The 22,922-nt window shown below is 29.8% G+C and carries 22 protein-coding genes; 6 read left to right on the forward strand and 16 right to left on the reverse strand.

Annotated features, from left to right (window positions below):
• Nucleotides 1-40: 40 nt before the first annotated feature.
• From BVC87_RS10085 to BVC87_RS10100, 4 genes are all read right to left on the reverse strand, one after another.
• Complete coding sequence (locus BVC87_RS10085; protein ID WP_075342250.1) at nt 41-1,120, reverse strand: bestrophin family protein; 1,080 nt, start codon at nt 1,118-1,120, stop codon at nt 41-43.
• 100 nt (nt 1,121-1,220) lie between these two features.
• Nucleotides 1,221-2,072, reverse strand: a complete 852-nt coding sequence (locus BVC87_RS10090; RefSeq protein ID WP_075342251.1) for an enoyl-CoA hydratase/isomerase family protein — start codon at nt 2,070-2,072, stop codon at nt 1,221-1,223.
• A 19-nt stretch (nt 2,073-2,091) separates the two neighbouring features.
• Entirely contained in the window at nt 2,092-2,427 is a 336-nt protein-coding gene (locus BVC87_RS10095) for a nuclear transport factor 2 family protein (RefSeq protein ID WP_075342252.1), read from the reverse strand.
• 85 nt (nt 2,428-2,512) lie between these two features.
• Nucleotides 2,513-3,382, reverse strand: coding sequence for an AraC family transcriptional regulator (locus BVC87_RS10100; protein ID WP_075342253.1), 870 nt, complete (start codon nt 3,380-3,382; stop codon nt 2,513-2,515).
• 391 nt (nt 3,383-3,773) lie between these two features.
• Here BVC87_RS10100 and BVC87_RS10105 point away from each other — a divergent pair, with 391 nt between their 5' ends.
• Together BVC87_RS10105 and BVC87_RS10110 are read left to right on the forward strand one after the other, a co-directional pair.
• On the forward strand, nt 3,774-5,846 hold the full coding sequence (locus BVC87_RS10105) for a GAF domain-containing protein (RefSeq protein WP_075342254.1): 2,073 nt from the start codon (nt 3,774-3,776) through the stop codon (nt 5,844-5,846).
• A gap of 67 nt (nt 5,847-5,913) precedes the next feature.
• Nucleotides 5,914-6,330, forward strand: coding sequence for a response regulator (locus BVC87_RS10110; RefSeq protein ID WP_075342255.1), 417 nt, complete (start codon nt 5,914-5,916; stop codon nt 6,328-6,330).
• A gap of 16 nt (nt 6,331-6,346) precedes the next feature.
• On the opposite strand, the gene BVC87_RS10115 is transcribed toward BVC87_RS10110, so the two are convergent.
• From BVC87_RS10115 to BVC87_RS10155, 10 genes are all read right to left on the reverse strand, one after another.
• A complete protein-coding gene (locus BVC87_RS10115) occupies nt 6,347-7,207 on the reverse strand; it encodes a YihY/virulence factor BrkB family protein (protein ID WP_075342256.1) in 861 nt (286 codons plus the stop codon).
• 1 nt (nt 7,208) lies between these two features.
• Nucleotides 7,209-8,498: an APC family permease gene (locus tag BVC87_RS10120; protein WP_075342257.1), complete on the reverse strand. Its 1,290-nt coding sequence runs from the start codon at nt 8,496-8,498 to the stop codon at nt 7,209-7,211.
• 126 nt (nt 8,499-8,624) lie between these two features.
• Nucleotides 8,625-9,839 (reverse strand): peroxiredoxin family protein, encoded by a 1,215-nt coding sequence (locus BVC87_RS10125; RefSeq protein WP_075342258.1) that lies wholly within the window; start codon nt 9,837-9,839, stop codon nt 8,625-8,627.
• Nucleotides 9,840-9,938: 99 nt separating this feature from the next.
• Nucleotides 9,939-10,283, reverse strand: a complete 345-nt coding sequence (locus BVC87_RS10130; RefSeq protein ID WP_075342259.1) for a hypothetical protein — start codon at nt 10,281-10,283, stop codon at nt 9,939-9,941.
• Between the two features lie 33 nt (nt 10,284-10,316).
• Entirely contained in the window at nt 10,317-10,460 is a 144-nt protein-coding gene (locus tag BVC87_RS23385; RefSeq protein ID WP_159439340.1) for a hypothetical protein, read from the reverse strand.
• 53 nt (nt 10,461-10,513) lie between these two features.
• Nucleotides 10,514-11,848 (reverse strand): DUF58 domain-containing protein, encoded by a 1,335-nt coding sequence (locus tag BVC87_RS10135; protein WP_075342260.1) that lies wholly within the window; start codon nt 11,846-11,848, stop codon nt 10,514-10,516.
• Nucleotides 11,849-11,858: 10 nt separating this feature from the next.
• On the reverse strand, nt 11,859-12,857 hold the full coding sequence (locus BVC87_RS10140) for an AAA family ATPase (protein ID WP_075342261.1): 999 nt from the start codon (nt 12,855-12,857) through the stop codon (nt 11,859-11,861).
• Between the two features lie 3 nt (nt 12,858-12,860).
• Nucleotides 12,861-14,066: a DUF4350 domain-containing protein gene (locus tag BVC87_RS10145; protein ID WP_234974656.1), complete on the reverse strand. Its 1,206-nt coding sequence runs from the start codon at nt 14,064-14,066 to the stop codon at nt 12,861-12,863.
• 12 nt (nt 14,067-14,078) lie between these two features.
• Nucleotides 14,079-14,795 carry a hypothetical protein gene (locus BVC87_RS10150; RefSeq protein ID WP_143569757.1) on the reverse strand — a complete coding sequence of 239 codons (717 nt, stop codon included), beginning with the start codon at nt 14,793-14,795 and terminating at the stop codon, nt 14,079-14,081.
• The gene (locus tag BVC87_RS10155) at nt 14,795-15,760 is read right to left on the reverse strand and encodes a stage II sporulation protein M (RefSeq protein ID WP_075342264.1); all 966 of its coding nucleotides are present in this window, start codon (nt 15,758-15,760) and stop codon (nt 14,795-14,797) included. The genes BVC87_RS10150 and BVC87_RS10155 overlap by 1 nt, the downstream gene beginning before the upstream one ends.
• Before the next feature lie 27 nt (nt 15,761-15,787).
• Here BVC87_RS10155 and BVC87_RS10160 point away from each other — a divergent pair, with 27 nt between their 5' ends.
• The 4 genes from BVC87_RS10160 (at nt 15,788) to BVC87_RS10175 (ending at nt 19,389) form a co-directional block, all read left to right on the forward strand.
• Nucleotides 15,788-16,600, forward strand: a complete 813-nt coding sequence (locus tag BVC87_RS10160) for an RDD family protein (RefSeq protein ID WP_075342265.1) — start codon at nt 15,788-15,790, stop codon at nt 16,598-16,600.
• Between the two features lie 43 nt (nt 16,601-16,643).
• Nucleotides 16,644-17,417: a LytR/AlgR family response regulator transcription factor gene (locus BVC87_RS10165; RefSeq protein WP_075342266.1), complete on the forward strand. Its 774-nt coding sequence runs from the start codon at nt 16,644-16,646 to the stop codon at nt 17,415-17,417.
• Nucleotides 17,418-17,520: 103 nt separating this feature from the next.
• A complete protein-coding gene (locus BVC87_RS10170; RefSeq protein WP_075342267.1) occupies nt 17,521-18,675 on the forward strand; it encodes a serine hydrolase domain-containing protein in 1,155 nt (384 codons plus the stop codon).
• A gap of 3 nt (nt 18,676-18,678) precedes the next feature.
• Nucleotides 18,679-19,389 (forward strand): hypothetical protein, encoded by a 711-nt coding sequence (locus BVC87_RS10175; protein WP_075342268.1) that lies wholly within the window; start codon nt 18,679-18,681, stop codon nt 19,387-19,389.
• A gap of 177 nt (nt 19,390-19,566) precedes the next feature.
• On the opposite strand, the gene BVC87_RS10180 is transcribed toward BVC87_RS10175, so the two are convergent.
• Nucleotides 19,567-20,055 carry a SixA phosphatase family protein gene (locus BVC87_RS10180; protein WP_075342269.1) on the reverse strand — a complete coding sequence of 163 codons (489 nt, stop codon included), beginning with the start codon at nt 20,053-20,055 and terminating at the stop codon, nt 19,567-19,569.
• A 108-nt stretch (nt 20,056-20,163) separates the two neighbouring features.
• Nucleotides 20,164-22,767 (reverse strand): ATP-dependent chaperone ClpB, encoded by a 2,604-nt coding sequence (gene clpB, locus BVC87_RS10185; protein ID WP_075342377.1) that lies wholly within the window; start codon nt 22,765-22,767, stop codon nt 20,164-20,166.
• Nucleotides 22,768-22,922: the final 155 nt, after the last annotated feature.

The raw sequence follows: 22,922 nt of genomic DNA on the forward strand, positions 1-22,922 counted from the left end.
ATTTAGATAATGAAATTATATTCGCTTTCTCTATAAGATATTACATCTGTGTGTGTTCATACTCTGGATGAGGTTCAGGTATACTATTTTTATCATCACCAATCATTTCTCGGATATCAATTTCTATAGCTCTGGAAATAGTCGTAATAGGTACGTCATTAGCGATGCCTTCAAACGGATTTTCAGATACATCACCAATACGTTCCATGGTAAAGAAAATCCAAGAAATAATTATACTAAATGGAACAGTTAACCATACAAAGTTTTTAACAAGAATACTTTGAAATATATTTTGAGTATTATAATTGGCTAGTGATTGACCAATTTTATCAAATTCAGTCATTAAACCAAATGGTAATAAGAAAACAAAAATCCAAGCAAAAAATAAGTTAAGCGTTGCAAATTGCCTTGGATAAGGGAAATTTTTTATACGTTCTGCTTTTCCTTGAAGTGTGAATAATTCCTCAATCATATTTTTAAATTCGATATGACGGAAATCATCGATTAATCCCTCTAGTTTTAATTCTTTAAAATGTTTAGATTGTAGATTTAGCGTGGCAGTTTGCTTGTTCGTTTTATCTAATACATATTCTTTTTCATCATCAGTTAAATACCCTTCAAGCTCCTGATGTAGTGAATACTGATACTCTTGAATATGCATTTTCTCCATTACTTCTTGATCTGATTTATTATTTATGGTAGTCTCCCAAGGTTTTTTTACTCTTAATGCATGTCTAAGTGAAGTCATCCATGCTACATGACGCATTATGATTGTTTTTTTAATTTGAAAAAACTCAGCATCTGTTCTATGTTGTTCCGCATGTTCATTGGTTATAAAATCATTTACCATAGTAGCTAATAATCGAGAAGCATTTACAATTCCTCCGTATATTTTTCTGGCCTCCCATAATCGACCATAAGAAGCATTATTTTTAAAACCAATAATGAACGCTAGAGCGGTACCTACAAGTCCTATAGGTAACCAAGGTAAATGTAACCATTTCCAATCTAGTATTTCATATAAAACCACCGGAATTGTAGACATTAATACAAATAAATAAATGTATCTCCTTGTCCAGCTCAACATGCGTTTGATGGAGTAATTCTTTTTAGTATACATATTTCTTATTTTTAATTATGTGAAGCAGTGTTATAATTCAGAAAGTAATGATGCTCTTAAAAAGAGCATCACTACAAAATGACCTGGGAATTAACCTAAATTAATCTCTTTGAATCTCTTGCAAGTCAATCAACATATTTTCCCAGTTCTTCTGATTTTCATGATCAAATTGAGCACCATTTTCATCAGCAATAGTGAAACGTTTAATAGCAGGGGTTTTACTTGTTGCTTGGTATAATTGATAAGCTTCTTCGTTTAAAGCTTCTTTAATAGGTAAATCAATAGAAGCATATACAGCACGTTTACAAGCCTCAATAGATTCTGCTGGGAATTTAGCAATACGCTCAGCTAATGCATCTACATAAGCTCCTATTTCATCGGCATCTAATGCTTTGTTAATTGTACCAAATTTTTCTGCTTCGTCAGCATCCCAATCTCTAGCACCTAAAATGATTTCTAAGGCTTTACCTAAACCTGCTTGTCTAGCCATACGAGATGCACCACCACCACAAGGTAGAATTCCCATACCAACTTCCATTTGCATAAATTTAGCTTTTCCTCTAGCTGCAAAACGCATATCTAAAGCCAAAGCCATTTCGTGTCCACCACCACGTGCAAATCCTTCTATTTTTGCAATTGTAGCTTGTGGTACATTACTTAATCTTTCTAAAACAGCTTGTAAGTCTAATAATTTAACTTCATTTCTAGGTACAACTTCTTCAGACATATCTCTTAATAAGTTAGTATCATAGTGGCATACCCAGTAACCAGGGTTAGAAGATTGGAAAACTACTACTTTAACACTTCTGTCACGCTCTAGGCGTAAACAAAGACTGCTTAAGTCTGCCAACATTTCTTGTCCCTGAACATTTACAGGTCCAAAATTAATAGTTACATATAAAATGCCTCCTTTTTGTTCTGCTGTAAACGTTTGAAAATTTTTGTAGTCCATGATTATTATATATTTAAATTTAATTAATGATTCCCGCGAATGTGTGTTGTTTTATTTTACCATTTTCAATGATGTAAGTGTCGGTAGCAAGCTGTACATGGATATGTTCATTTTTACCATGCCAAACAAAATAGACTACATTGTCATGTGTTTCTTGCTTAACAGTTATAAAATCAAAATCTTTAAAGTTTGGAAGAAATTCGTTGTAAAATTCAAAGATTTCATCATGTCCCTTGTAAGTATGATCAGGTGTGATGAATAATGCGTCATCTGTGTAGTCTTGAATTACTTGAGATGGATCTAGTGTATCAACAGCTTTCATATGACTGTCAAATACATTTTGTGGAGTTTTCATTTTACCTTGTTTTTAATTACAATGCAAAATTACATTGGGCTATGAGGTGAAATTTTGTAAGAAATGAAGTAGCTTTAGTAAAAAACTAAGATGTAGGATTAGAAACTGCTATTTTATGGGCTGAACGATAACTACTCGGAGTAGTTCCTTTATAAGAAATAAACGTTTTATCTAAATGACTACTATCTGTAAAACCTAATTCAAAAGCTATTTCAGTTAGAGTTAAATCAGTATATTTTAATCTAGTTTCGGCTAATTTAATTTTATGATTTAAGATGTATTTCTTTAAACTAATTCCCATTTCTTTTTTAAAGTATTGACCAATATAATTCTCTGAAACATTGAATTTAGTAGCAATACCTTTATTTGAAATTTGTTCCGAATCATAAATATTGTAATGAATAAAATCAATTATCTTTTGAATTTTTGAAGTACCTGTTTTTGAACTTGTATAGCTAATGTTTCTCGAAATAATTTGTAGAATAGAATGTAAAGTATTCTTTAAAATGACTTCATCTCTTAAGTTGGAATGATTGTACTCATTACAAAGTACAGAAAATAAATCATGAATATTATTTTCTTCAATTTCAGAATGAAGATTTATATCAGAAGTTCTATTAGTACTGCATAAAATAGTTTCTATTTTTTTAAACCATTCTTTTCGTTGTGTTTGATCTTGATCAGACGAAAAATTTCCAAAAAAACTATTTAAAAACTTTATTGCAGATACCGTAGTAGGTGCTTGAATTTCAAAATTATATTTGTCATTGGGAATCAAAATAAAAATTTGATTATCACCGTAAGGTACTCTATGATCATTAATAATAAGTGTACCCTGACCTTTTTCAATGAATAAAATTTCAAAAAACCGTATAGGCATATATTTACAAAATGCAATAGAAGTAACCTCTTTGAAATGTTGAATCACGATATTTTCAAAAATTGTTCTAGGCATTTTAATTATATTTTAAAATTAGTTTAGTCTTTTTTGTGTAAAGTTAATGAATAACTACAATTAAGAGTTTAGATTTAGTTATCTTTACTGTTATCTCATAACCAAATAAATAATTAAAAATTTAAACTAAAGAAAACACCTTTTGTTTATACCGAGATAAAATTAAATAATCCCCATATTATTAATTTTAATTTTTGAAAAAAGTGTTAATGATTTATAGTGAGGTTTTTTACTATATAATATATAAAGTATTTTGCTCCGTTTTATTTTAAAAAATAATCATTCCATAAAATGGGATTAAACGTTATACTATAATTATCGAACATCTTTCTAAGATTAAAATAAATTAGACATTCTGATTTAACCTTAGTATTAATTTTAAACTACGATAATGATAACGCCAGAAACAACTCAAGATGAAACAAGTAGACTTGAAGAACTTCTGTCTTATAATATCCTTGATACACTATCTGAAAGGGATTATGATAATTTAACCGCTATAGCATCAACTATATGTGAAACTCCAATTTCCTTAATCAGTTTATTAGACGATAAACGTCAATGGTTTAAATCTAATCATGGTTTATCAGTTAAAGAAACTCCAAAAGAATACGCATTTTGTGCTCACGCAATACACAACCCTAATGATGTATTTATAGTTCCAGATTCTAGACAAGATATACGTTTTCATGATAATCCATTAGTGACTGGTGAACCTTTAGTAATATTTTATGCTGGTGTACCTTTATTAAGTAAAAATGGAGCACCTCTTGGAACTTTATGTGTTATAGATCATAAACCTAGAGAATTAAGTGAAAACCAAGTCAATTCATTAAAGGCGCTTGCTAATCAAGTTATGATATTAATGGAGCACAGAAAGAAAGATAAATTATTAAAAGAAACAATAACAGAGCTTGAGAATAGTAAAAAATTTCAAGAGTTGATAATGAATAGTATTCCGGGGTATTTATTTGTTAAAGATGAAAACTTTAGGCTTATTCAAGCAAATTCTGCATTCATTTCATTGTATCCTGAACAAATGAAAGATAAGATAATTGGCTATACAACATTTGAACAATATAGTGATACTGAAGCAGAAGGATTTTTAAAATATGATAAACAAGCTTTTAAAGAAGGTAGATCAGAAGTATATGAAGCGGTAAACTTTCCTAATGGAGAATTAAAAACAGTACACACTACAAAAATTCGTTTTGAAGATGAAAACCATCACAAATTTATACTAGGAATAGCTAAGGATGTAACAGAAAAATTAGAAGAAGAAAAAGTATTGAGTGAACTTTACCAAATAGCTTCTTCTGAAGGTTTTACTTTTGATGAACGAATGTTAGCTACTTTAGAAGTAGGGAAGGAGTACTTTAAACTGGATTTAGGTATTATCAGTGAAATAATAGATACAGAATATATAGTAAAACATATTTCTGAAAATAATGAAGTACAGCAAAATCAAGTTTTTGAATTTAAAGGAACTTACTGTGTACATACTTTTGGAGCCAATGAGGTAAAATCATGGCATAATGTTGGTAAAAGTGAGATTGCTCAGCATCCTTGTTATGAAAATTTTGGGTTGGATGCTTATATAGGGACTACTGTATTTGTAAATAATGAAGCTTATGGTACATTGAATTTTACATCAGTATCAGATAGAAGAACTCCTTTTTCTGAACGAGAAAAATATTTCATGAACATGATTGCCCAATTTGTAGGCAATGAAATAGTAAAAGAAAAACATAGAAAAGAAAGAGAAGAACTAATTAACAACTTACAGAAAGCAAATTCAGAATTAGAGCAATTTGCATATATAGCAACTCACGATATTAAAACCCCCGTAATTAATATAGATAATTATTTGAATTTCTTAAAAGAAGATACCGATATTCAAAACAAGTATTCTAAAACAGCCATAGAATGGATTGATAAATCTATAAAACAAGCTCAGCAAACTATTGGGGATTTAGTATTGGTAACCAGAGAACGAAAACAAAAAAATATTGAACTAGAAGATGTGATATTAGAAGAGATGTTCAAGCTAGCAAAAATAGATTTACAAGCTGAAATTCAAAAGTCCAAAGCCATTATTAAAACAAATTTTAGGAAGTACCCGATAATACAATATAATAAGGTGAAAGGACAAAGCCTCATGTTAAACTTAATGAGTAATGCTATTAAATTTAGATCTCCTGTAAAGCAACTTAAAATAGAGCTCCAAACCGAAAAAGTTGGAGAGTATATTTGTTTATCTATTAAAGATAATGGGATGGGTATTAATTTAAAAAATGATAAAGAGAAAGTTTTTGGTTTATTTAAAAGAGCGCATCCTAGAATACCAGGAAGTGGTATAGGACTTTATATGATAAAACAGTCTGTTGAAAATATAGGGGGTAAAATCGAAGTAGAAAGCAGTAAAGGAAAAGGAAGTGTATTTAGAGTATATTTTAAAGTTTAAATGCTGTAAGTAGTTAGAAAACAGTTAAATTTGTTAGTAATTAACTTCTAACACTACTTAAAATCGTATGTCTAAACTAAACTGTATACTTTTAATTGATGATGATGCAGCAACAAATATGTATCATAAAATTGTTATAGATAGATCTGAGATCGCAAATCATGTTCAAGTATGTATTGATGGGCAAGATGCATTAAATTATCTAACAAATAAAGGAGAATATGTGAACAACGGAGTAACGTATCCACGTCCAGTACTGATCTTTTTAGATATTAATATGCCTGGGATGAATGGATTTGAATTTCTGGATGCATATCAACTTTTACCTGAAGAACAAAAGGGAAACCTTATTATTATGATGCTAACTACTTCATTAAATGAAGAAGATAAAGTAAAAGCAAAATCATATAAAGAGGTATCTGGTTTTTTAAATAAACCGTTAAGTAAGGATGTTTTAGATGGAATAATAGAACAATATTTTTAAGCATATTCTTCTCAGATTATATTTCTACATGATCAACTTTTACAGCGTCATCATTAGGTACAATTTCATAACCTAATTTATCTCCTAGTACTTGAATAAATGAAGCTCCAAGAAAGATAATCTGTGAGGTATAATATACCCAGAGCATTAATAAAGCTAAAACACTTGCTGAGCCAAAAGTTGAAGAAATATGACTGTGTGATATATAGATGGCAATACCAACTTTTCCAAAAAGGAATAATAAAGAGGTTAAGGTTCCTCCCAAGAGGGCAATTTTCCAATGTACAATAGCATCTCCTAAAAATTTAAACATAATTGCAAAAGCGAAAGCTGCAATAATAAAAGAGATGAAATGTTCATATAGATATACAAATCGAAATTCGTTAGATAAGTTTTGAGCATGATGGATTAGAAAAGCATGGATAGTTGTGCTAATTAACAATATAAAAAACAAAGTAATTAGTGTCGCGAAAGCAAAAAAATGTTTTGATAAATAGTTAAGTATACTATTTCTTGGTTTCGCTTTTATATTCCAAATACTATTAAAAGAATTATGTATTTGACTAAACATTCCTGAAGCACTTAAAGCTAAAGTAACAAACCCAATAATTGTTGTCATTAAATTATTATGATGTATATGTTGGTTCTTAATAATTTCTTGAATTTGGTTAGCTCCGTTATTACCTAATGTGTCTTTCAATTGATTATAAATTTCTCCAGATACAGTTTCTTTCCCAAAAAATAAACCTAAGAGAGAAGTAACAATAACAATAATAGGTAATATTGAAAATACGCCATAATAAGCCAAAGCAGCACCCTTTTGAAAGGTGTTACTATTTAAAAAATGATTGAAAACCTCTTTTACAAATCGAATCATTCTATTTGTGCTGTTTTGTTCGTTCTACTGCTTTATAAATATATTCAATAATAAAACTAAAAGTAATAATCCCAAGTGCAATAAAAACATCAATTTTACTAACTGTAAAGTGTTGAATTAATAAAGCTAGCATGGCGAAAAAACAAAGTATTGTACCTATTAAAGGGATACTTTTACTGCTACCTGTGTTTTTAGCCAGCTTAAATCCAACTAAGTTAACAACAGCAAAGATTAATAAAAAGCCAACACTACCAGCAGTTGAAATACTTTCTAATTGTAGTGTATTTACGAGAATAAGGGTTACAACGGCTGTAATAAGTAATCCAACGGGTTGATTCCATAATTGACAAGTAAATTGCTTAGGTAGTTCATCATCTTCAGCAATTTCATAATTTACTCTACTACCTCCATATAATGATGCATTAATTGCTGAGAATGTTGAGATTAATGCAGCAATTGTAATAATACTAAAACCTATTTTTCCAAGCATTGGTTTAGCGGCTTCTGCTAATACATAATCTTGTGCGGTAGCTATATCTTTAAAATCTAATGATCCTACTGTTATTATGGCTATAGTAATATACAAGCATATTACAAATAGTACTGACCAAAAATATGCTCTTGGAATATTTTTTTCTGGATTTTCTATATCAGGTGCGGCATTGGCAATTAATTCAAAACCTTCATAAGCCACAAAAATTACCATTCCTGCAGTAAGTAATTTAAAAGAAGATTCCCAATGTTTAGGAGACAGCTGTTCTAGATATGAATTGCCAATTAGACCGTATAAACCAAAACCAACAAACGACAGCAAAATAATAAGTTTAATAATCACGGCATAGGATTCTATTTTTCCGACTACAGCTATACTATAATAATTAATGGCTGTTGCCAGAATTACAATGCTAGAAGCGTAAATATGAGAGTCTAAAACCTTATTATCGGTTAACTGAAATAAATTTGGTGCATATGAACCAAAAGCTGATGCATAAAGCGCCAGCATGATGATGTAACTTATCCAAAGTAAATTGTTAATTCCCCCGCTAAAAATTCCAATTCCAAAACCTTCATTAATAAATTTAACCGTACCACCTCTATCTGGATATTTAAGAGATAATTTTACGTAGCTATATGAAGTGATCAAAGCAATTAAACCTGCAATTAAAAAGGAAATAGGAGTTCCACCTTTTGCTAATGCCACAGCCAACCCAAGTACGGCAAAAATACCTCCACCGACCATACCGCCGATTCCAATTGAAATAGCTTCTTTTAATCCAATTTTTTTACTCATGTTTAATTTGGTTTTAATTCTTAGTTGATTTAGGCAACAAATTATTGATTTTTGCTATTCCAATTGTTAAGGTATCAATAAGGTTGATAATAAAAAAATCAAGCTTATAAATAGGCTAATAATGATTTACTCAGTAGTTAATTCCTGTAAGAAACTTTCAAAACTTTTAGTAAAATCAATGTAAACTTGTCCTGTAGCTGGTCCATTAAAGCCAGTATGTATTTTTCGTACTTTTCCTTTTTTACCAATAATAATAGTAGTAGGATAAGAGAGTACATGATTCAACATAGGTAACTTCTCTTGAGCTGATATTTTATTGGATGATCCATATTGTGCTAATAACACTGGATAAGTAATACCGGTTTGTTCTTTCATTCTGTTGATATATTCAAAAGCTTCTTCAGGCGTTTTAGCAACTTCAAAAGCTAATCCTACAAATTCAATCCCTTTGTTTTTATTTTTCGTATAAAATTCAGAATAATATCTGCTTTCATCTAAGCAGTTTGGACACCAAGATCCCATAATTTGGACTACAACAACTTTGTCTGTATAGTGCTCGTCAGTTAAAGAGACTAACTTTCCTTTTTCATCAGGAAAAGAAAAAGTAATACCATCATATCCTTTTTTTAAGTAGGTTAATGTTTCTGCATCAGGTAACTCATAAGTGTTGTTCAATTTAGCTGTAAATGGTTCTTTCCAATGGTTTCCAGAGTAAAAATGACCATTCATTGTTGAGTCGTTAACTTTAGCCGTAAAATAAAAAGCATGAGCACCATCAAAAGTAGAAAGTTGTAATACATCGTTATTCAATACACCTTCTAAATACCTATAGTCTCCAGTAGTGGTTCTAAAAGTTCCAGTAACTTTTTCCCCTTCTTGCTTAAAAATTCCCTTAGCTATATAACGATCTTCTGCTACATCAGGACTAAATACGGTTTCCCAGCTCCCTGTGATATTAGTTTTCGGTGCTCCAGAACTAGTAAAACGTTGATTACCTTTTGTAGCTGTAAAAGGAACAATTCTATTTAAACTCTCTTTAACAAATTCACCAGATAACTTGTCATTGTCAATTTTAGCTTTTAAATATCCCTCAAAATAAGGCATTTGTATACGTACTGAATCATTTACATATTCAATTTCATGGACTTTAATTACTTCTTCAGCATTAAACACAAGTAATTCATTAGTAGTAACGACTTCAAAGGTAAACGGTATTTCTTGTTGATCTTGTATTTGTAGGGTAGCTCTATATAATCCTTTTTCTAATTTTTGAATAGTTTTGGGTTCTGTTTTACATGAAAGTAACAAGATAGAAGCAAGAATAAAAGTGTATAGTTTCATAAGATATATTTGATGAACAAATATAATTGAATAAGTTATGAAAAAGAAAATCGCCTAACATTACATTAGACGATTATGGATAAATATTGTAAGTAGAGCTTACTCTTTACCAATCATGGTAATATCTTGAGTTTCTCCAATTTTTTCGAAATCAATGATCATACCATCAGTTTTCTTAAGGACAAAATTAAGGAGCATTGTACCAATAAGTCCAGCAATAAAACCAACAATAAAATAAAAGATAGGTATAAATATTACTGCAAAAATACCACCACCAAGGACAGCTCCAAATACACCCATTTCACCAGATGCAGCACCGAATATACTTCCGAAAAGCATAGCAAATCCAGCTATTACCAGTCCAAATAGTCCAAGTAATGCACCGTGAACAATTCCAGCTTTTACAGGATCAATTTTCTTTAGTTTAAGTTTTAAGTTACTCATAATGTTAGTCAATTTTAATTAATAATTCAAAGTTTATTCTTTTCTGATAAAGTTAATTTCATCAGTATTTCTATTTTTTAAAATTACTTTTCTATATATTAAATCTGTGAAAGCTGAAATAAAAAATGATGAAGTATAAAAAGAACCAATACTCTTGTTATTAAACCTTTTCATCATAGTTTTCATAGCTTTTAAAATGTTTTGATATATTTTAAACCTGAATTGTTTATTTAAAACAATCCGCGCAATTTTAATTCTAAATACTTGTTTATTGTATTTCCAGTTAGTTCTTTAGGTTTTGTTAGTACTGCTTGAATACCATATTTTTTCAGTTCGTTAGCAATTTGTTTTTTTTCGTACATAAATTTTTCTGCAATAATCTTATCATAGACGTCAATAACATTTACTGCTTTTTCATTAACTATTTTATTCAATTCAGTATTTTGAAAAAATACGACTAACAGGAGATGATTTTTAGCAATAGCTCTTAAATAAGGAAGTTGACGACGTAAAGCATCTAAGGTTTCAAAATTGGTATACAAAATCAATAAACTTCTACTAGGTATTTTTCGTTTAATAGAAGCATAGAGTAAGCTGTAATCGGATTCTAAAAAGTTTGTTTTAATATTATATAAAGCTTCTGAAATTAAGTTCATTTGTGAGTTTCGTTGCTCAGCAGCTATAATATTATTTATCTTTTGTGAAAATGAAAACATTCCTGCTTTATCGTGCTTTCTTAATATGGTATGACTAACAGCTAAGGTTGCATTAATAGCATAATCTAATAAGGTAAGATTTTCAAAATGCATTTGCATGGATCTACCTGTATCAATAATCGAGTATACAGGCTGTGATTTTTCCTCTACATATTGATTCACCATTAATTGATTTCGTTTCGCAGTGGCTTTCCAATTTAGAGTTCTGATATCATCTCCATTTACATATTCTTTAATTTGTTCAAATTCCATGGAATTCCCAATGCGCCTAATTTTTTTATTTCCGTAACTGGTAATATCGTTAGAGATTGCTTTTAATGAAAAATCGTTAAGTTTTAAGAATGAAGGGTAGCATTTGATGTTCTTTTGTTCCCCTAAAACAAATTTACGAGTAGCAAACTGTAGAGGAGAAGTGGTATATACATTCATAAAACCAAAATCATAATCTCCTCTTAAATTTGGAGTGACGGTATATTTTAATTCTTGTTCTTCTTGTGGTTGTAACTGTTTAGTGAGCTTAAAGTATCGCATTTGTAATTGGTAAGGTAGCTCTTCTAAAATTTCAGTATGTATTTTTATTGTATAGTTGCTTTGAATATGTAGCGTTATAGTATTTTGATCTCCATTGGATAATTTTTCAGGCAAAACTCTATATCCACTTACTCCTTTTTTTACAGAAAAAAGAAGAATAAGATCTAATAGCGCTAAAATACAAATACTAAATAAAGCTACTTTAGCAACTATAAAAAATACTGGAATGAAAAAGCCAATAACAAATAAAGCTACAACAATACCTAGCGCATAAAAAAAGCGATTGTTTAAGAAAAAAGATGTGAAAAAGTTTTTCATTAACTATTTTTTATCTCGGAATTTCTACAGATTCAATAATTTGTTCAATAATTTGTTGACTGGTTACACCTTCCATCTCACGTTCAGGAGTTACAATAACTCTATGTTCTAAAACAGGAATAGCAGCATTTTTAATATCTTCAGGAGTTACAAAATCACGACCCGCAATTGCAGCAAATGCTTTAGATGCTTTTAAAATTGAAATAGTAGCCCTTGGAGAAGCTCCTAAAAATAAAAATGAATTAGAACGTGTATTTACTACTATATTGGCTATATATTTTAGTAAATCTTGTTCAACTTTTATATTCGTAATTAATGCTCTGAATTTTAAAATCTCTTCCGCTGTAATTACCTTTTCTACCTGATCTAGTTTTTGAGCTTTAAGTAAAGCTTGTTCTCTGGTAACAATCTCTAACTCTTCTTCAGCAGTAGGGTAGTCTACATTAATTTTGAATAAAAAACGGTCTAATTGAGCTTCTGGTAATCGATAAGTTCCTTCTTGCTCAATTGGATTTTGTGTAGCTAGTACAATAAATGGAGGTTCCATTGCATATCGAGCCCCATCAATAGTAATTTGCTTTTCTTCCATTACTTCAAAAAGTGCAGCTTGAGTTTTGGCAGGTGCTCTATTTATTTCGTCAATTAAAATCATATTAGAAAAAATAGGTCCTTTCTTAAATTCAAATTCAGAAGTTTTGACATTAAAAACCGAAGTTCCTAAAATATCAGAAGGCATTAAATCTGGAGTAAATTGAATTCTGCTAAAATCTATATCCATAGCTCTAGAAAGCAATTTTGTGGTCATTGTTTTTGCCACACCAGGTACTCCTTCAATTAAAGCGTGTCCGTCAGAAAGAATAGCAACAATTAATAAATCAATCATACTTTTCTGACCTACAATTACTTTATGTAATTGTGTTTTTATTTTATATACGCTTTCTTGTAATTCAGAAAGATCAATTCTATTTTCAAAGGCTAAACCGTCGTCTGTTGGGGTTGTTTCTTCCATATGTTATTGTTTTTGTTTAAAAAAGTTCTCAATTAAAGTGTTTAAGCGTACAAGCTCATCTTGAGTTATTTGAGACCTTTTATTTATTGTAGTAATCGTATTTATCAAATATTTTGTGCTTTGCACTGTGTTTCCTGATTTAGCTGCTAGTTTTTCTATAAAATCAGTATTTAAATTTCGAGTATCTAAATGATAATTGGTTCTAATTTTCTCTAAGAAATACGTAATCTTTTTAGTCACTAAGTTTTTGTGATTGTCTTCTTTCAAATACAAATTGGCAATAGTATGTGTAAAATCTTGTGTTGAGTTTTTTAAGGCTTTTAACTCTGGAATTGCTCGTTGTTTTCTTCTTGCATTTAGCAGTAAAAAAGTAAGTAAACCAATAAAAGCGATATATAAAGCCCATTTTAAAGTTGGGTGCTTCATAAAGAATTTTAAAGGAGAGGTATCATCTTTTTGCTTATTATTTTTACTGAATTTTACCTGAGGATCCCAAATAATAGTTCTATTATCAGGTAAATAAGACAAAACATTCTCTACATATTCATGTTTATCTTTTAATAAATAATAATTGGTAAACGCAATAGGTTGTGTATGCAAATAAATATTTCCTTGTTCATGTTTTACCTTAATAAAATTAGCCTGCTTATTTGAAGGACCTATTTTTTGTGTACCTAATACAGTTGTATTGATGGTATCGTATTTAGTAAAATAATTTCGTCTTAAATTTCTATCATAGGTGAAGGTATTCTTTTCAAAATTATCTCCATTTAAATATACAATACCTCCTAAAGTCCTTAGTTCATCAACAGTATAGGCTTCTTCATCCAAATTTTCAACATCAAATTGTAATTGTTCTTTTAAATATTCATCAAAATAATTCAAAGACAAAAACATATCATTTCCCGCGGCTACAAAACTTAGTAAACGATCAATACTAGTATTATCTAACCGATATGCATATGATTTTACACATAGGTAATTTGCATAATCAGCTTCATTATCGTAGTAGATATCAATAAAATGATCGTAAATATGCTGTTGTAAACTAATAAAGTCATTAGGTTTAAAAATTCCTTCAAGTTCATTAGCAATTATATAAGTACCAAAAGGAGCTTTAGATCTTTCCCTAAAGTTTTCTCTCCAATCTGTTTTTTTACAGCTTATGGTTAAGAGAATTAGCGCTATAAGTAAAAATGTATTTTTCAAGTTCATAGTTAGTTATAGCTTTTTTATAAATGATTCATAATTAGTTTCTATAACTTGAAAGTTGGTCTGGTCTACATTAAATTCACCATACCAAACGTAATCGTATATGTATAGTAGGTAAGAAAACTGTTTTCTTAAATCTTTTTTCTGTAAATCGAATATATACTCTGAGTTTGTTTTGTCTTTATCATAAGTGATAAGTTCTTTATCAGACATTTTTTGTAGTAGTAATAAATAATAATAGCGCGTAGCCATTCTAAAGTCACCTTTTTGTTTAGCAATTTCTAAAAGCTTTGTATAGTTTTTATCTTTCAAATAAAATTCTTCTTCGGAAGATAAAATTGAAACGCGTTCTATTTTTTTCTTTTTCTTTCCAAATGTAAATCCTTCACCACCAAGAATACTCTTTACTACAATAAAAATTACTAGAGCTGCTAGTAGGTAAGGAAAAACAAGCTTAAAAAAACCTACGATGACAGAAAAAATACCAGTAGGCATATTGATTTTAGGAGGTTGTTTCATTTCCTTTACTTGTTTAGGACCACTATCTTTATAAGTAAATTCATTTCCATTATAGGTGGAAGGTAAATCATTTTCAAATTTTCGTTCAGTAATAGTTACCTTGCTTTTATCAGTATACGTTGAAGTTTCTTCAATACTATCTTCTTGGGCAAACACCAAAAAACAAAAGAAAAAAGTAAGTAGGGATATTAATAGTTGTTTATTCATTAGGTTAATTGATGTTTAGCGGCTACTTTATAAGGGTAAATAAGGTAATAGTAGGTTATTGTAAATAAACAAAATAAAATGATAAATAGGCAAACTATAGTTGGAACTTGATTATAGAAACGAGTAACATAACCTTCCAAAAACGCAGCTATAAAGGTGAATGGTATGGTGCTTAAAAAAATAAAAAAAGCTTCTCTTAACCCTTTTTTAAAAGATTCCCATCGTTTTAAAGCTCCAGGAAATAATATACTAGCTCCTATAATATAGCCACAACCTGCTTCAATAATCATAGCGAAAATTTCATACGTTCCATGAATCCAAATTCCTTTTAAACTATCAAAAAGAGAATTATTTTGGTAAAAAAACGCTTGAAAAACTGCAACCATAATTCCATTTACTATGATATAATATCCAGATCCAATTCCCACAAAAAGCCCAGATAAAAACATGTTTAGTCCTACACGTAAATTATTATTAAAAATACCAATAAAACTTCCCCAGTTGCTTCCGCTTTTATATACTGCTAAAGCATCACCACTTTCAATATTTTCGATAGTTTGGTCTACGTATCTATTTCCTAAGATTTGTCGTGCGAAATTTTCATCATTGAATGTGGAAATAATACCGATGAAGAAACACAGAAAAAAGAAAATAAATGAGATGTACATGTATTTTCTATACTTATAGAGTAGTAGAGGAACTTTGGTTAAGAAAAATTCAAAGAATAAATTTTTGCTTTGTTTTTTAGTATGATATATTTTACTGTAACTCTTTTTAGCCAGCTTATTTAAATAGGGAACTACATTACTTTTAGGATAAAACGATTGTGCATAAGACAAGTCATTCATTATCTTAATATGTAGATCAGCAATTTCATCAGGATTTTTCTGAATATTATTTGAAATTACTTCCTCTAATTCAAGCCATTTTTCTTTATTTTGCTTTATAAAAGCGATCTCTCTCATGGTAACAAATGTAAAAATTGTAAGAAAATGCTACAAGTAAATACTACACAAAATGTTAAAATAAACTTTGCAATGGCGAACGTGGGGCAACGTTTGCTAGCTTTTCTAATTGATAATGCTATAAAAGTAGGATATTTTTATTTTTTAGCGAAATTTATTGATTTTGATGGTTTTGATGATGTAATTGAAGGAGATTCTTGGTCTAGAGCTGCTATTTGGATTTTATGTTTATTGCCTATCACGTTTTACTCTTTGTATTCTGAAGTGTTAATGAATGGACAAACGTTAGGAAAAAGAGTATTAAAAATTCGAATTATAAATATTGAAGGGTTTAAACCCTCTTTTTTAGATTATACGATACGATGGTTTTTGAGAGTAGTAGATTTTAATTTTTTTGTATTGGTTTTTGTGTTGTTTTATAGTACGTTGAATAATAGTGAATTATACATGATTTTATACCTCTTATTTCTTGTAGGAAAAATGATTGGTTTCTTTATGATTGTGTTTACTAAACATAATCAAAGAATAGGGGATTTTGCAGCAAATACTGTCGTAGTATCATTGAGAGATGAAGCAAGTTTTTCTAATACAATTTTAGAAAATATTAAAGAAGATTATAAACCTAGGTTTCCGAATGTAATTAAACTATCGGATAATGATGCTAGAATAATAAAAGATACATTTACAAAAGCTCAAAAAGTTAACGATTACAACACGTTAATAAAATTAAGAACTAAAGTAGAAGAAGTTACAAGTATTACTAAACCTAAAGATGTTACAGATATTCAATTTTTAGATACGGTACTTAAAGATTTTAATTACTACACTCAGGATAAATAATAAGTGAATCTATACATTAGATTGTATACTTAAAAAGAATTAGTTGAGAGAAATCCAATCATTAAGAAACGATAAATTGTTGAATTATTTTCCTATGGTGTTAGGAATCATTTCTGGTTTTTCTGTATTCTATTTTTTGTATTTCTTTGGTGCATATGGAATACAGAAGGGGATTTCATATTCTGGTCACTCTCATTTTTTTAGAAGTAGTTGTTTTGGTTTGTTAACTTTTGGCTACCTAACAGTTTTTGAAATGTTGATAAAGCCTAAAATTACTATTACCTCTATTAGAGATAAGGTATTGTGGTATATAAGTCTAGTAATTTTAGGTAGTCAATTTATATTTATATTGTTCAATTATTTTTGGAACTGGCAAGAATGGAATGTAGAAGCTTATCTTTTGATTGTTAAAGAATTTCCATTAATGATGGTAATGCCATTTACATTTTATCTAATTGTCGAACGTTTTGTAGGAGGAAAGAAAGAAAAAACGAATTATATAGTATTCAAATCGGAAAACAATAAAGATCAATTAAAAATAAAAATAGAGGATTTTTTATATGTTAATTCTTCAGGTAATTATATTACCGTTTGTTATGCTACAAACAATACGGTCAAAGAACATTTAATTAGAAAGACCTTAAAGTTTCTAGAAAAAGAATTAGTAGTTTTTTCAAAAATCAAAAGATGTCATAGAAGTTACTTGATAAATACTTCAAATATTCAAACCATCAAAGAAATTAAAGGGAAAGTATTTGCGGAAATGAAAGGAGTAAGAGTTCCTGTTTCAAAACAATATCAAAATCAGTTTCTTTAAGGAATTATTTTCGTCACTCATATCGATTTTTCATCACTTAGTTAGGTTAAATTACTGTATTATAATTTGTACTCTTCATATTTGTGCTAGAATAAAGTTATAGATGAGAAAGCCATTTTTTACACCTTATATTTTTTGTTTATGTATTTTGATAATTGTTGGTTGTCAATTCAAAGAGAAATCAGAAGTCATTACTTCTAAAAAAACAATTCATCAATTAGATTCACTATTCCAAAAAGAGTATAGAGAAGACAAGTTTCATGGAGGAATAGTAATTACTCAGAAAGGGGAGACATTATATGAAAATTATTTTGGCTTAGCGGATCGTTCATGGAATATTGTGGTTGATGAAAATACTAAATTTGATATTGCTTCAGTGAATAAATCTATGATTGCTGCACTTACTTTGAAAGCAGTAGAGAAAGGAATGTTAAATCTAGAAGATAAATTAGTTGGTCTATTATCACCATACAGCTATTCTGGTAGTTTCCATTCAGAAATTACATTACATTATATGCTTTGTCATCGATCAGGTTTACCAGATTATGATGCAGTGACTAAAGAATTGAAGAATAATAATTATCTAAAATTTAAAAGATCACAATTTACAAACGAAGCGTATGTTGATTTTATAAGCAGGCTAACTCCAGTGGCAAATCCAGACAAGAAATTTTATTATAGCAATTTTGGATACCACCTAATAGCTATTATCCTAGAAAAAACATACCACAAACCATTTGATGTAATTTTAAAAGAAAACTTAACTCAACCATTAGGGTTAAGGAATACGGTATCAGCTAGTGATAATGGAAAAATTATATCAAAGCTAGCTAAAGCATATACTTATAATAAAAGTGCAGTAGAATGGTCTCAAACTCCATTTATTGATCTAAGCTTGGGGAGGAGAGTGTTTTCAACAGCAAAAGACTTAAATAAATGGGCACAAGTTATGGGGAATCCAGGTTGGTTATCGAAAAAATCATTAGAGCTATTGACAAGTAATTATCAAACGGTCAATCTTGATAATATAAGTTATGGCTATGGCTGGTTTGTATTTGATAAAGAAAATAGGGGGAGCGTTGGATATTTAAAAATTTCCAAACCCTATATAATCCATGGCGGAAGTACAGATGGTTATAAATCAATGTTGATCAATATTAACAAGCAAGAATATGTAATTAGCTTTTTAAGTAATGTTGGTAATAAAACCAATGAAATGGAATTAGCTCAAAAAATAGTTAACATTTTAATCCACTAAATCATGATAAAAAAACAAAGAAGGTTCGTAGCAGTATTAGTGATATTTTTCACCGTGCAAATTTTTGCCCAAAAAGAAAAGATAATCGGTTTTTGGCAAATAGAAAAAGTTGTAGTCGGTGATAAAAATAGGACTCCAGTAGCAAAATGGACCAAAATCAATAATGATGGAACCTATCAATCAGGTAATGGGTGGTTACAAAACTCTAAAGGAAAATGGAATTATGATACCAAAACTAATCAGTATTCTACAATAGATTCCTTAGGTATATTAGATGAATTTGGAGGTTTTGATATTTCTTTTCAACATACAAAGATGTATTGGAAAAGAGAAGAAGAAGGAGCTAAGGTTGAAGTTACTTTAGTACCAATTCAAGAACTACCGATCTCACCGGCTGATTATCTTGTAGGGATTTGGGAGTTGATAGACATGAAGAAAAACAATAAAAATATTGTGAATAACGAAAATAAAAGTCAAAAACTATTCATCCGATGGGATAGGATTTATATAAACTTTAATCAAGGAAAAAAGAAATTAACTGGATACTGGCACATACACGGGCACAAACCTGAAATCACATTCATACCACATTCTAAAACACAACAGATTGAGAGTTGGAGAGTAGTGGTAGATAAAGAACAATTACTATTACTGGGAATATCAGAAACAAATAGAAATGTTGAGCGTAGATATATTAGACGAAATACTTTCTAATAGGTTTAGAATGATTCTCTATTAACAAAAGTTTGTCTTTACGAACGAAACGAAGTATAGTGAAGTAATCTGTCAATGTTGAATATGCAATAATATGCAGCACTATAAACTAAAAGATCACTTCGGTCATTTCAATCCCTCGTGAAGACAAAGCCAAATGTCTTTGAAATGAAGTTTTTAATCATAAATATGTAAAAGAACACCGTCAGTTTTCTCTTCTGTTTTAGTTACTATATACAGATTTGTATAATTACGTTCATCAATTTCCTGATATTTATCTGAACCTAATATCTTGTTAGCTAGAAATGGAATTGTATTACTATGACCAACGATTAATACAGTTTTACCTTTTGTTTCTTTAAGGAAGTTTGGATTAAATAATTTTCTAGCTTCGTAAATTTTTACCTCCAAGTTTTTTTGCTTTGCAGTTGGTATAGCTGTATTTCTAGTTCTATTGTAATCGGTAGAATAGATGATGTCAAATTGTACATCTTCAAACACTTTTGCCCATAAATTAGAACGTTCTATACCTCTTGTCGTTAAATCAGGATCTTTTTTAGTTGTGAGTATTTTATCGGCATGTCTAATCAAGTAATACGTTGTAGTTTGAGAAAAGCTGAATTGGATACCAGCTATAATCAGAAAGGAAAAAAGTATTTTTCTCATCAAATAAAGTTTACTACGAATTTATAAAAAAGGGGAGAATATAAAAAAACGTCAAACTATTTGAAACTTTTGTTTTTTCTAGTTTGACGTTTTTACATAGGTAATCTATTACTCTTCTTCTTGACTTACTGGATTTCTAAAAACTAATTTTCCATCAAATTCATCCAAAAGAATTAAGCTTTCATTAGAAATGCGTCCTGCTAAAATTTCCTTAGACAATAAATTCAATACTTGTTTTTGAATGACTCTTTTTACAGGTCTAGCACCAAATTCAGGTTGAAATCCTTTCTTAGCTAAATAATTTACAGCTTGTTCTGTAGCATCTAAAGTGATATTTTGAGCTGCAATCATCTTTTTAACGCTGTTCAATTGTAATTTTACAATAGCTTTAATATTGCTTTCCGATAATGGAGTAAACATGATAATATCATCAATTCTATTTAAAAATTCAGGTCTTACACTTTGTTTTAATAATCCAAGAACTTCTTCTTTGGCCAATTCCATAGTCGTATCGATATCACCTTTCATATTTTCATATTTGTCTTGAATAATATGACTACCCATGTTTGAGGTCATGATGATAATTGTATTCTTAAAATCAGCTACTCTACCTTTATTGTCTGTTAATCTACCTTCATCTAAAACTTGTAATAGAATATTAAAGGTATCAGGATGCGCTTTTTCGATTTCATCTAAAAGTATCACCGAATACGGTTTTCTACGTACAGCTTCTGTAAGTTGTCCACCTTCATCATATCCAATATATCCTGGAGGCGCACCTACTAATCTACTTACTGAATGTCGTTCTTGATATTCACTCATATCAATACGTGTCATTGCATTTTCATCATCAAATAAATATTCAGCAAGGGCTTTTGCTAATTCTGTTTTTCCGACTCCAGTAGTTCCTAAGAATAGGAAAGAACCGATAGGTTTATTAGGATTTTGTAATCCTGCTCTAGAACGACGTACTGCATCAGAAACAGCTTCAATAGCCTCTTCTTGTCCTACTACACGCCTATGCAGCTCTTGTTCTAACCGTAGTAATTTTTCACGTTCAGACTGTAGCATTTTAGTCACAGGAATACCTGTCCATTTCGCAACTACTTCCGCAATATCGTCATAGGTAACTTCTTCCTTAATTAATGCATTCTCACTTTGAGTAGCTAGTATTTTTTGTTGCTCTTCTAATTGCTCTTGAGCTTCTTTAATTTTGCCATACCTAAGTTCTGCTACAGTACCATAATCACCATTTCTTTCTGCTTTTTCAGCTTCAAGCTTGTAGTTTTCAATATCTGTTTTTAAACTTTGAATAGCATCAACTACATTTTTTTCAGATTGCCATTTCGCATTAATTTCATTTCGGTCTTCTTTTAGATTGGCTAAATCAGCATGTAGCGATTTTAATTTTATTTCATCGTTTTCACGCTTAATAGCTTCTATTTCAATCTCGAGTTGCATTATCTTTCTATCTAATACATCTAAATCCTCAGGTTTAGAATTGATTTCCATACGAAGCTTAGCCGCTGCTTCATCCATTAAATCAATAGCCTTATCTGGTAAAAAACGACTTGTTATATAGCGATGCGATAATGAAACCGCTCCAATAATAGCTTCATCTTTTATTCGTACTTTATGGTGTGTTTCATATTTTTCTTTAATACCTCTTAAGATTGAAATGGCACTTTCTGTATCAGGCTCATCTACAATTACCTTTTGAAAACGACGTTCTAAAGCTTTGTCTTGTTCAAAGTACTTTTGATATTCGTCTAATGTAGTTGCTCCAATGGCTCTAAGTTCTCCACGAGCTAATGCAGGTTTTAAAATATTGGCAGCATCCATAGCGCCTTGTCCACCACCAGCTCCAACAAGTGTATGGATTTCATCAATAAATAAAACGATATCTCCCTCAGCGGTGGTTACCTCTTTTACTACAGATTTTAAACGCTCTTCAAATTCTCCTTTAAATTTAGCACCAGCGATAAGGGCTCCCATATCTAAAGAAAAGATTTGCTTTCCTTTTAAATTTTCAGGAATATCTCCTTTTACAATACGATGTGCTAAACCTTCTGCAATAGCAGTTTTACCAGTACCAGGCTCTCCAACCAAAATAGGATTGTTTTTAGTCCTTCTCGATAAAATTTGAAGCAAACGTCTAATTTCTTCATCTCTACCAATAACAGGATCTAATTTTCCGTCTTGAGCTAATTGGTTTAAATTTTTAGCATATTTATTCAAAGCATTGTAAGATTCTTCAGCATTTTGAGAGGTTACACGGCCTCCTTTTCTTAGCTCTTCTATAGCTGCTTTTAAGTTTTTACTAGTTATACCTTGATCTTTTAAAAGTTGAGCAATTTGGCTCTTTGACTCATGGATAGCTAAAATTAAATGCTCTACAGAAACATATTCGTCATTCATTTTTTTAGCTATAATAGAAGCTTCATTTAAAGTTTTTACAGCTTCTCTAGATAACATAATATCAGTACCACTAACTTTTGAAAAACTATTCAGTTGCTTTTCAAGAATTTGTTGTATTAAGTCATTATTTACGTTTAATTTTTTCAGTAAGAAAGGAAGTACATTTTTATCAACTTGATATAGTGCTTTAAAAAAATGCTCATTTTCAATTTGATTGTGCCCATATTCTTGAGCAATTTGTTGTGCAAGTTGAACTGTTTCTTGCGATTTTATGGTATAGTTATTAAAATTCATCTTTTTATTTTTTTCTTTGCAATAGTCAAAATCAATACCAACTAAAAATACTAACTTTTTAAAGACAATTTGTCTTAAATAATAAAGTTTTAAATGACTTTTTGTCAAAAGTGAAAGGTTGTGTTATAACTAACGACAACAAAAGAGATTAAATA

The sequence above is a fragment of the Tenacibaculum agarivorans genome (assembly GCF_001936575.1).
Taxonomy (GTDB): Bacteria; Bacteroidota; Bacteroidia; order Flavobacteriales; family Flavobacteriaceae; genus Polaribacter; species Polaribacter agarivorans.

Bases quoted from the DNA above. Each gene is read 5' to 3' on its own strand.
- BVC87_RS10085 (WP_075342250.1), bottom strand. From the start codon at position 1,120: ATGTATACTAAAAAGAATTACTCCATCAAACGCATGTTGAGCTGGACA.
- BVC87_RS10090 (WP_075342251.1), bottom strand. From the start codon at position 2,072: ATGGACTACAAAAATTTTCAAACGTTTACAGCAGAACAAAAAGGAGGC.
- BVC87_RS10095 (WP_075342252.1), bottom strand. From the start codon at position 2,427: ATGAAAACTCCACAAAATGTATTTGACAGTCATATGAAAGCTGTTGAT.
- BVC87_RS10100 (WP_075342253.1), bottom strand. From the start codon at position 3,382: ATGCCTAGAACAATTTTTGAAAATATCGTGATTCAACATTTCAAAGAG.
- BVC87_RS10105 (WP_075342254.1), top strand. From the start codon at position 3,774: ATGATAACGCCAGAAACAACTCAAGATGAAACAAGTAGACTTGAAGAA.
- BVC87_RS10110 (WP_075342255.1), top strand. From the start codon at position 5,914: ATGTCTAAACTAAACTGTATACTTTTAATTGATGATGATGCAGCAACA.
- BVC87_RS10115 (WP_075342256.1), bottom strand. From the start codon at position 7,207: ATGATTCGATTTGTAAAAGAGGTTTTCAATCATTTTTTAAATAGTAAC.
- BVC87_RS10120 (WP_075342257.1), bottom strand. From the start codon at position 8,498: ATGAGTAAAAAAATTGGATTAAAAGAAGCTATTTCAATTGGAATCGGC.
- BVC87_RS10125 (WP_075342258.1), bottom strand. From the start codon at position 9,839: ATGAAACTATACACTTTTATTCTTGCTTCTATCTTGTTACTTTCATGT.
- BVC87_RS10130 (WP_075342259.1), bottom strand. From the start codon at position 10,283: ATGAGTAACTTAAAACTTAAACTAAAGAAAATTGATCCTGTAAAAGCT.
- BVC87_RS23385 (WP_159439340.1), bottom strand. From the start codon at position 10,460: ATGATGAAAAGGTTTAATAACAAGAGTATTGGTTCTTTTTATACTTCA.
- BVC87_RS10135 (WP_075342260.1), bottom strand. From the start codon at position 11,848: ATGAAAAACTTTTTCACATCTTTTTTCTTAAACAATCGCTTTTTTTAT.
- BVC87_RS10140 (WP_075342261.1), bottom strand. From the start codon at position 12,857: ATGGAAGAAACAACCCCAACAGACGACGGTTTAGCCTTTGAAAATAGA.
- BVC87_RS10150 (WP_143569757.1), bottom strand. From the start codon at position 14,795: ATGAATAAACAACTATTAATATCCCTACTTACTTTTTTCTTTTGTTTT.
- BVC87_RS10155 (WP_075342264.1), bottom strand. From the start codon at position 15,760: ATGAGAGAGATCGCTTTTATAAAGCAAAATAAAGAAAAATGGCTTGAA.
- BVC87_RS10160 (WP_075342265.1), top strand. From the start codon at position 15,788: ATGCTACAAGTAAATACTACACAAAATGTTAAAATAAACTTTGCAATG.
- BVC87_RS10170 (WP_075342267.1), top strand. From the start codon at position 17,521: ATGAGAAAGCCATTTTTTACACCTTATATTTTTTGTTTATGTATTTTG.
- BVC87_RS10175 (WP_075342268.1), top strand. From the start codon at position 18,679: ATGATAAAAAAACAAAGAAGGTTCGTAGCAGTATTAGTGATATTTTTC.
- BVC87_RS10180 (WP_075342269.1), bottom strand. From the start codon at position 20,055: ATGAGAAAAATACTTTTTTCCTTTCTGATTATAGCTGGTATCCAATTC.
- clpB (WP_075342377.1), bottom strand. From the start codon at position 22,767: ATGAATTTTAATAACTATACCATAAAATCGCAAGAAACAGTTCAACTT.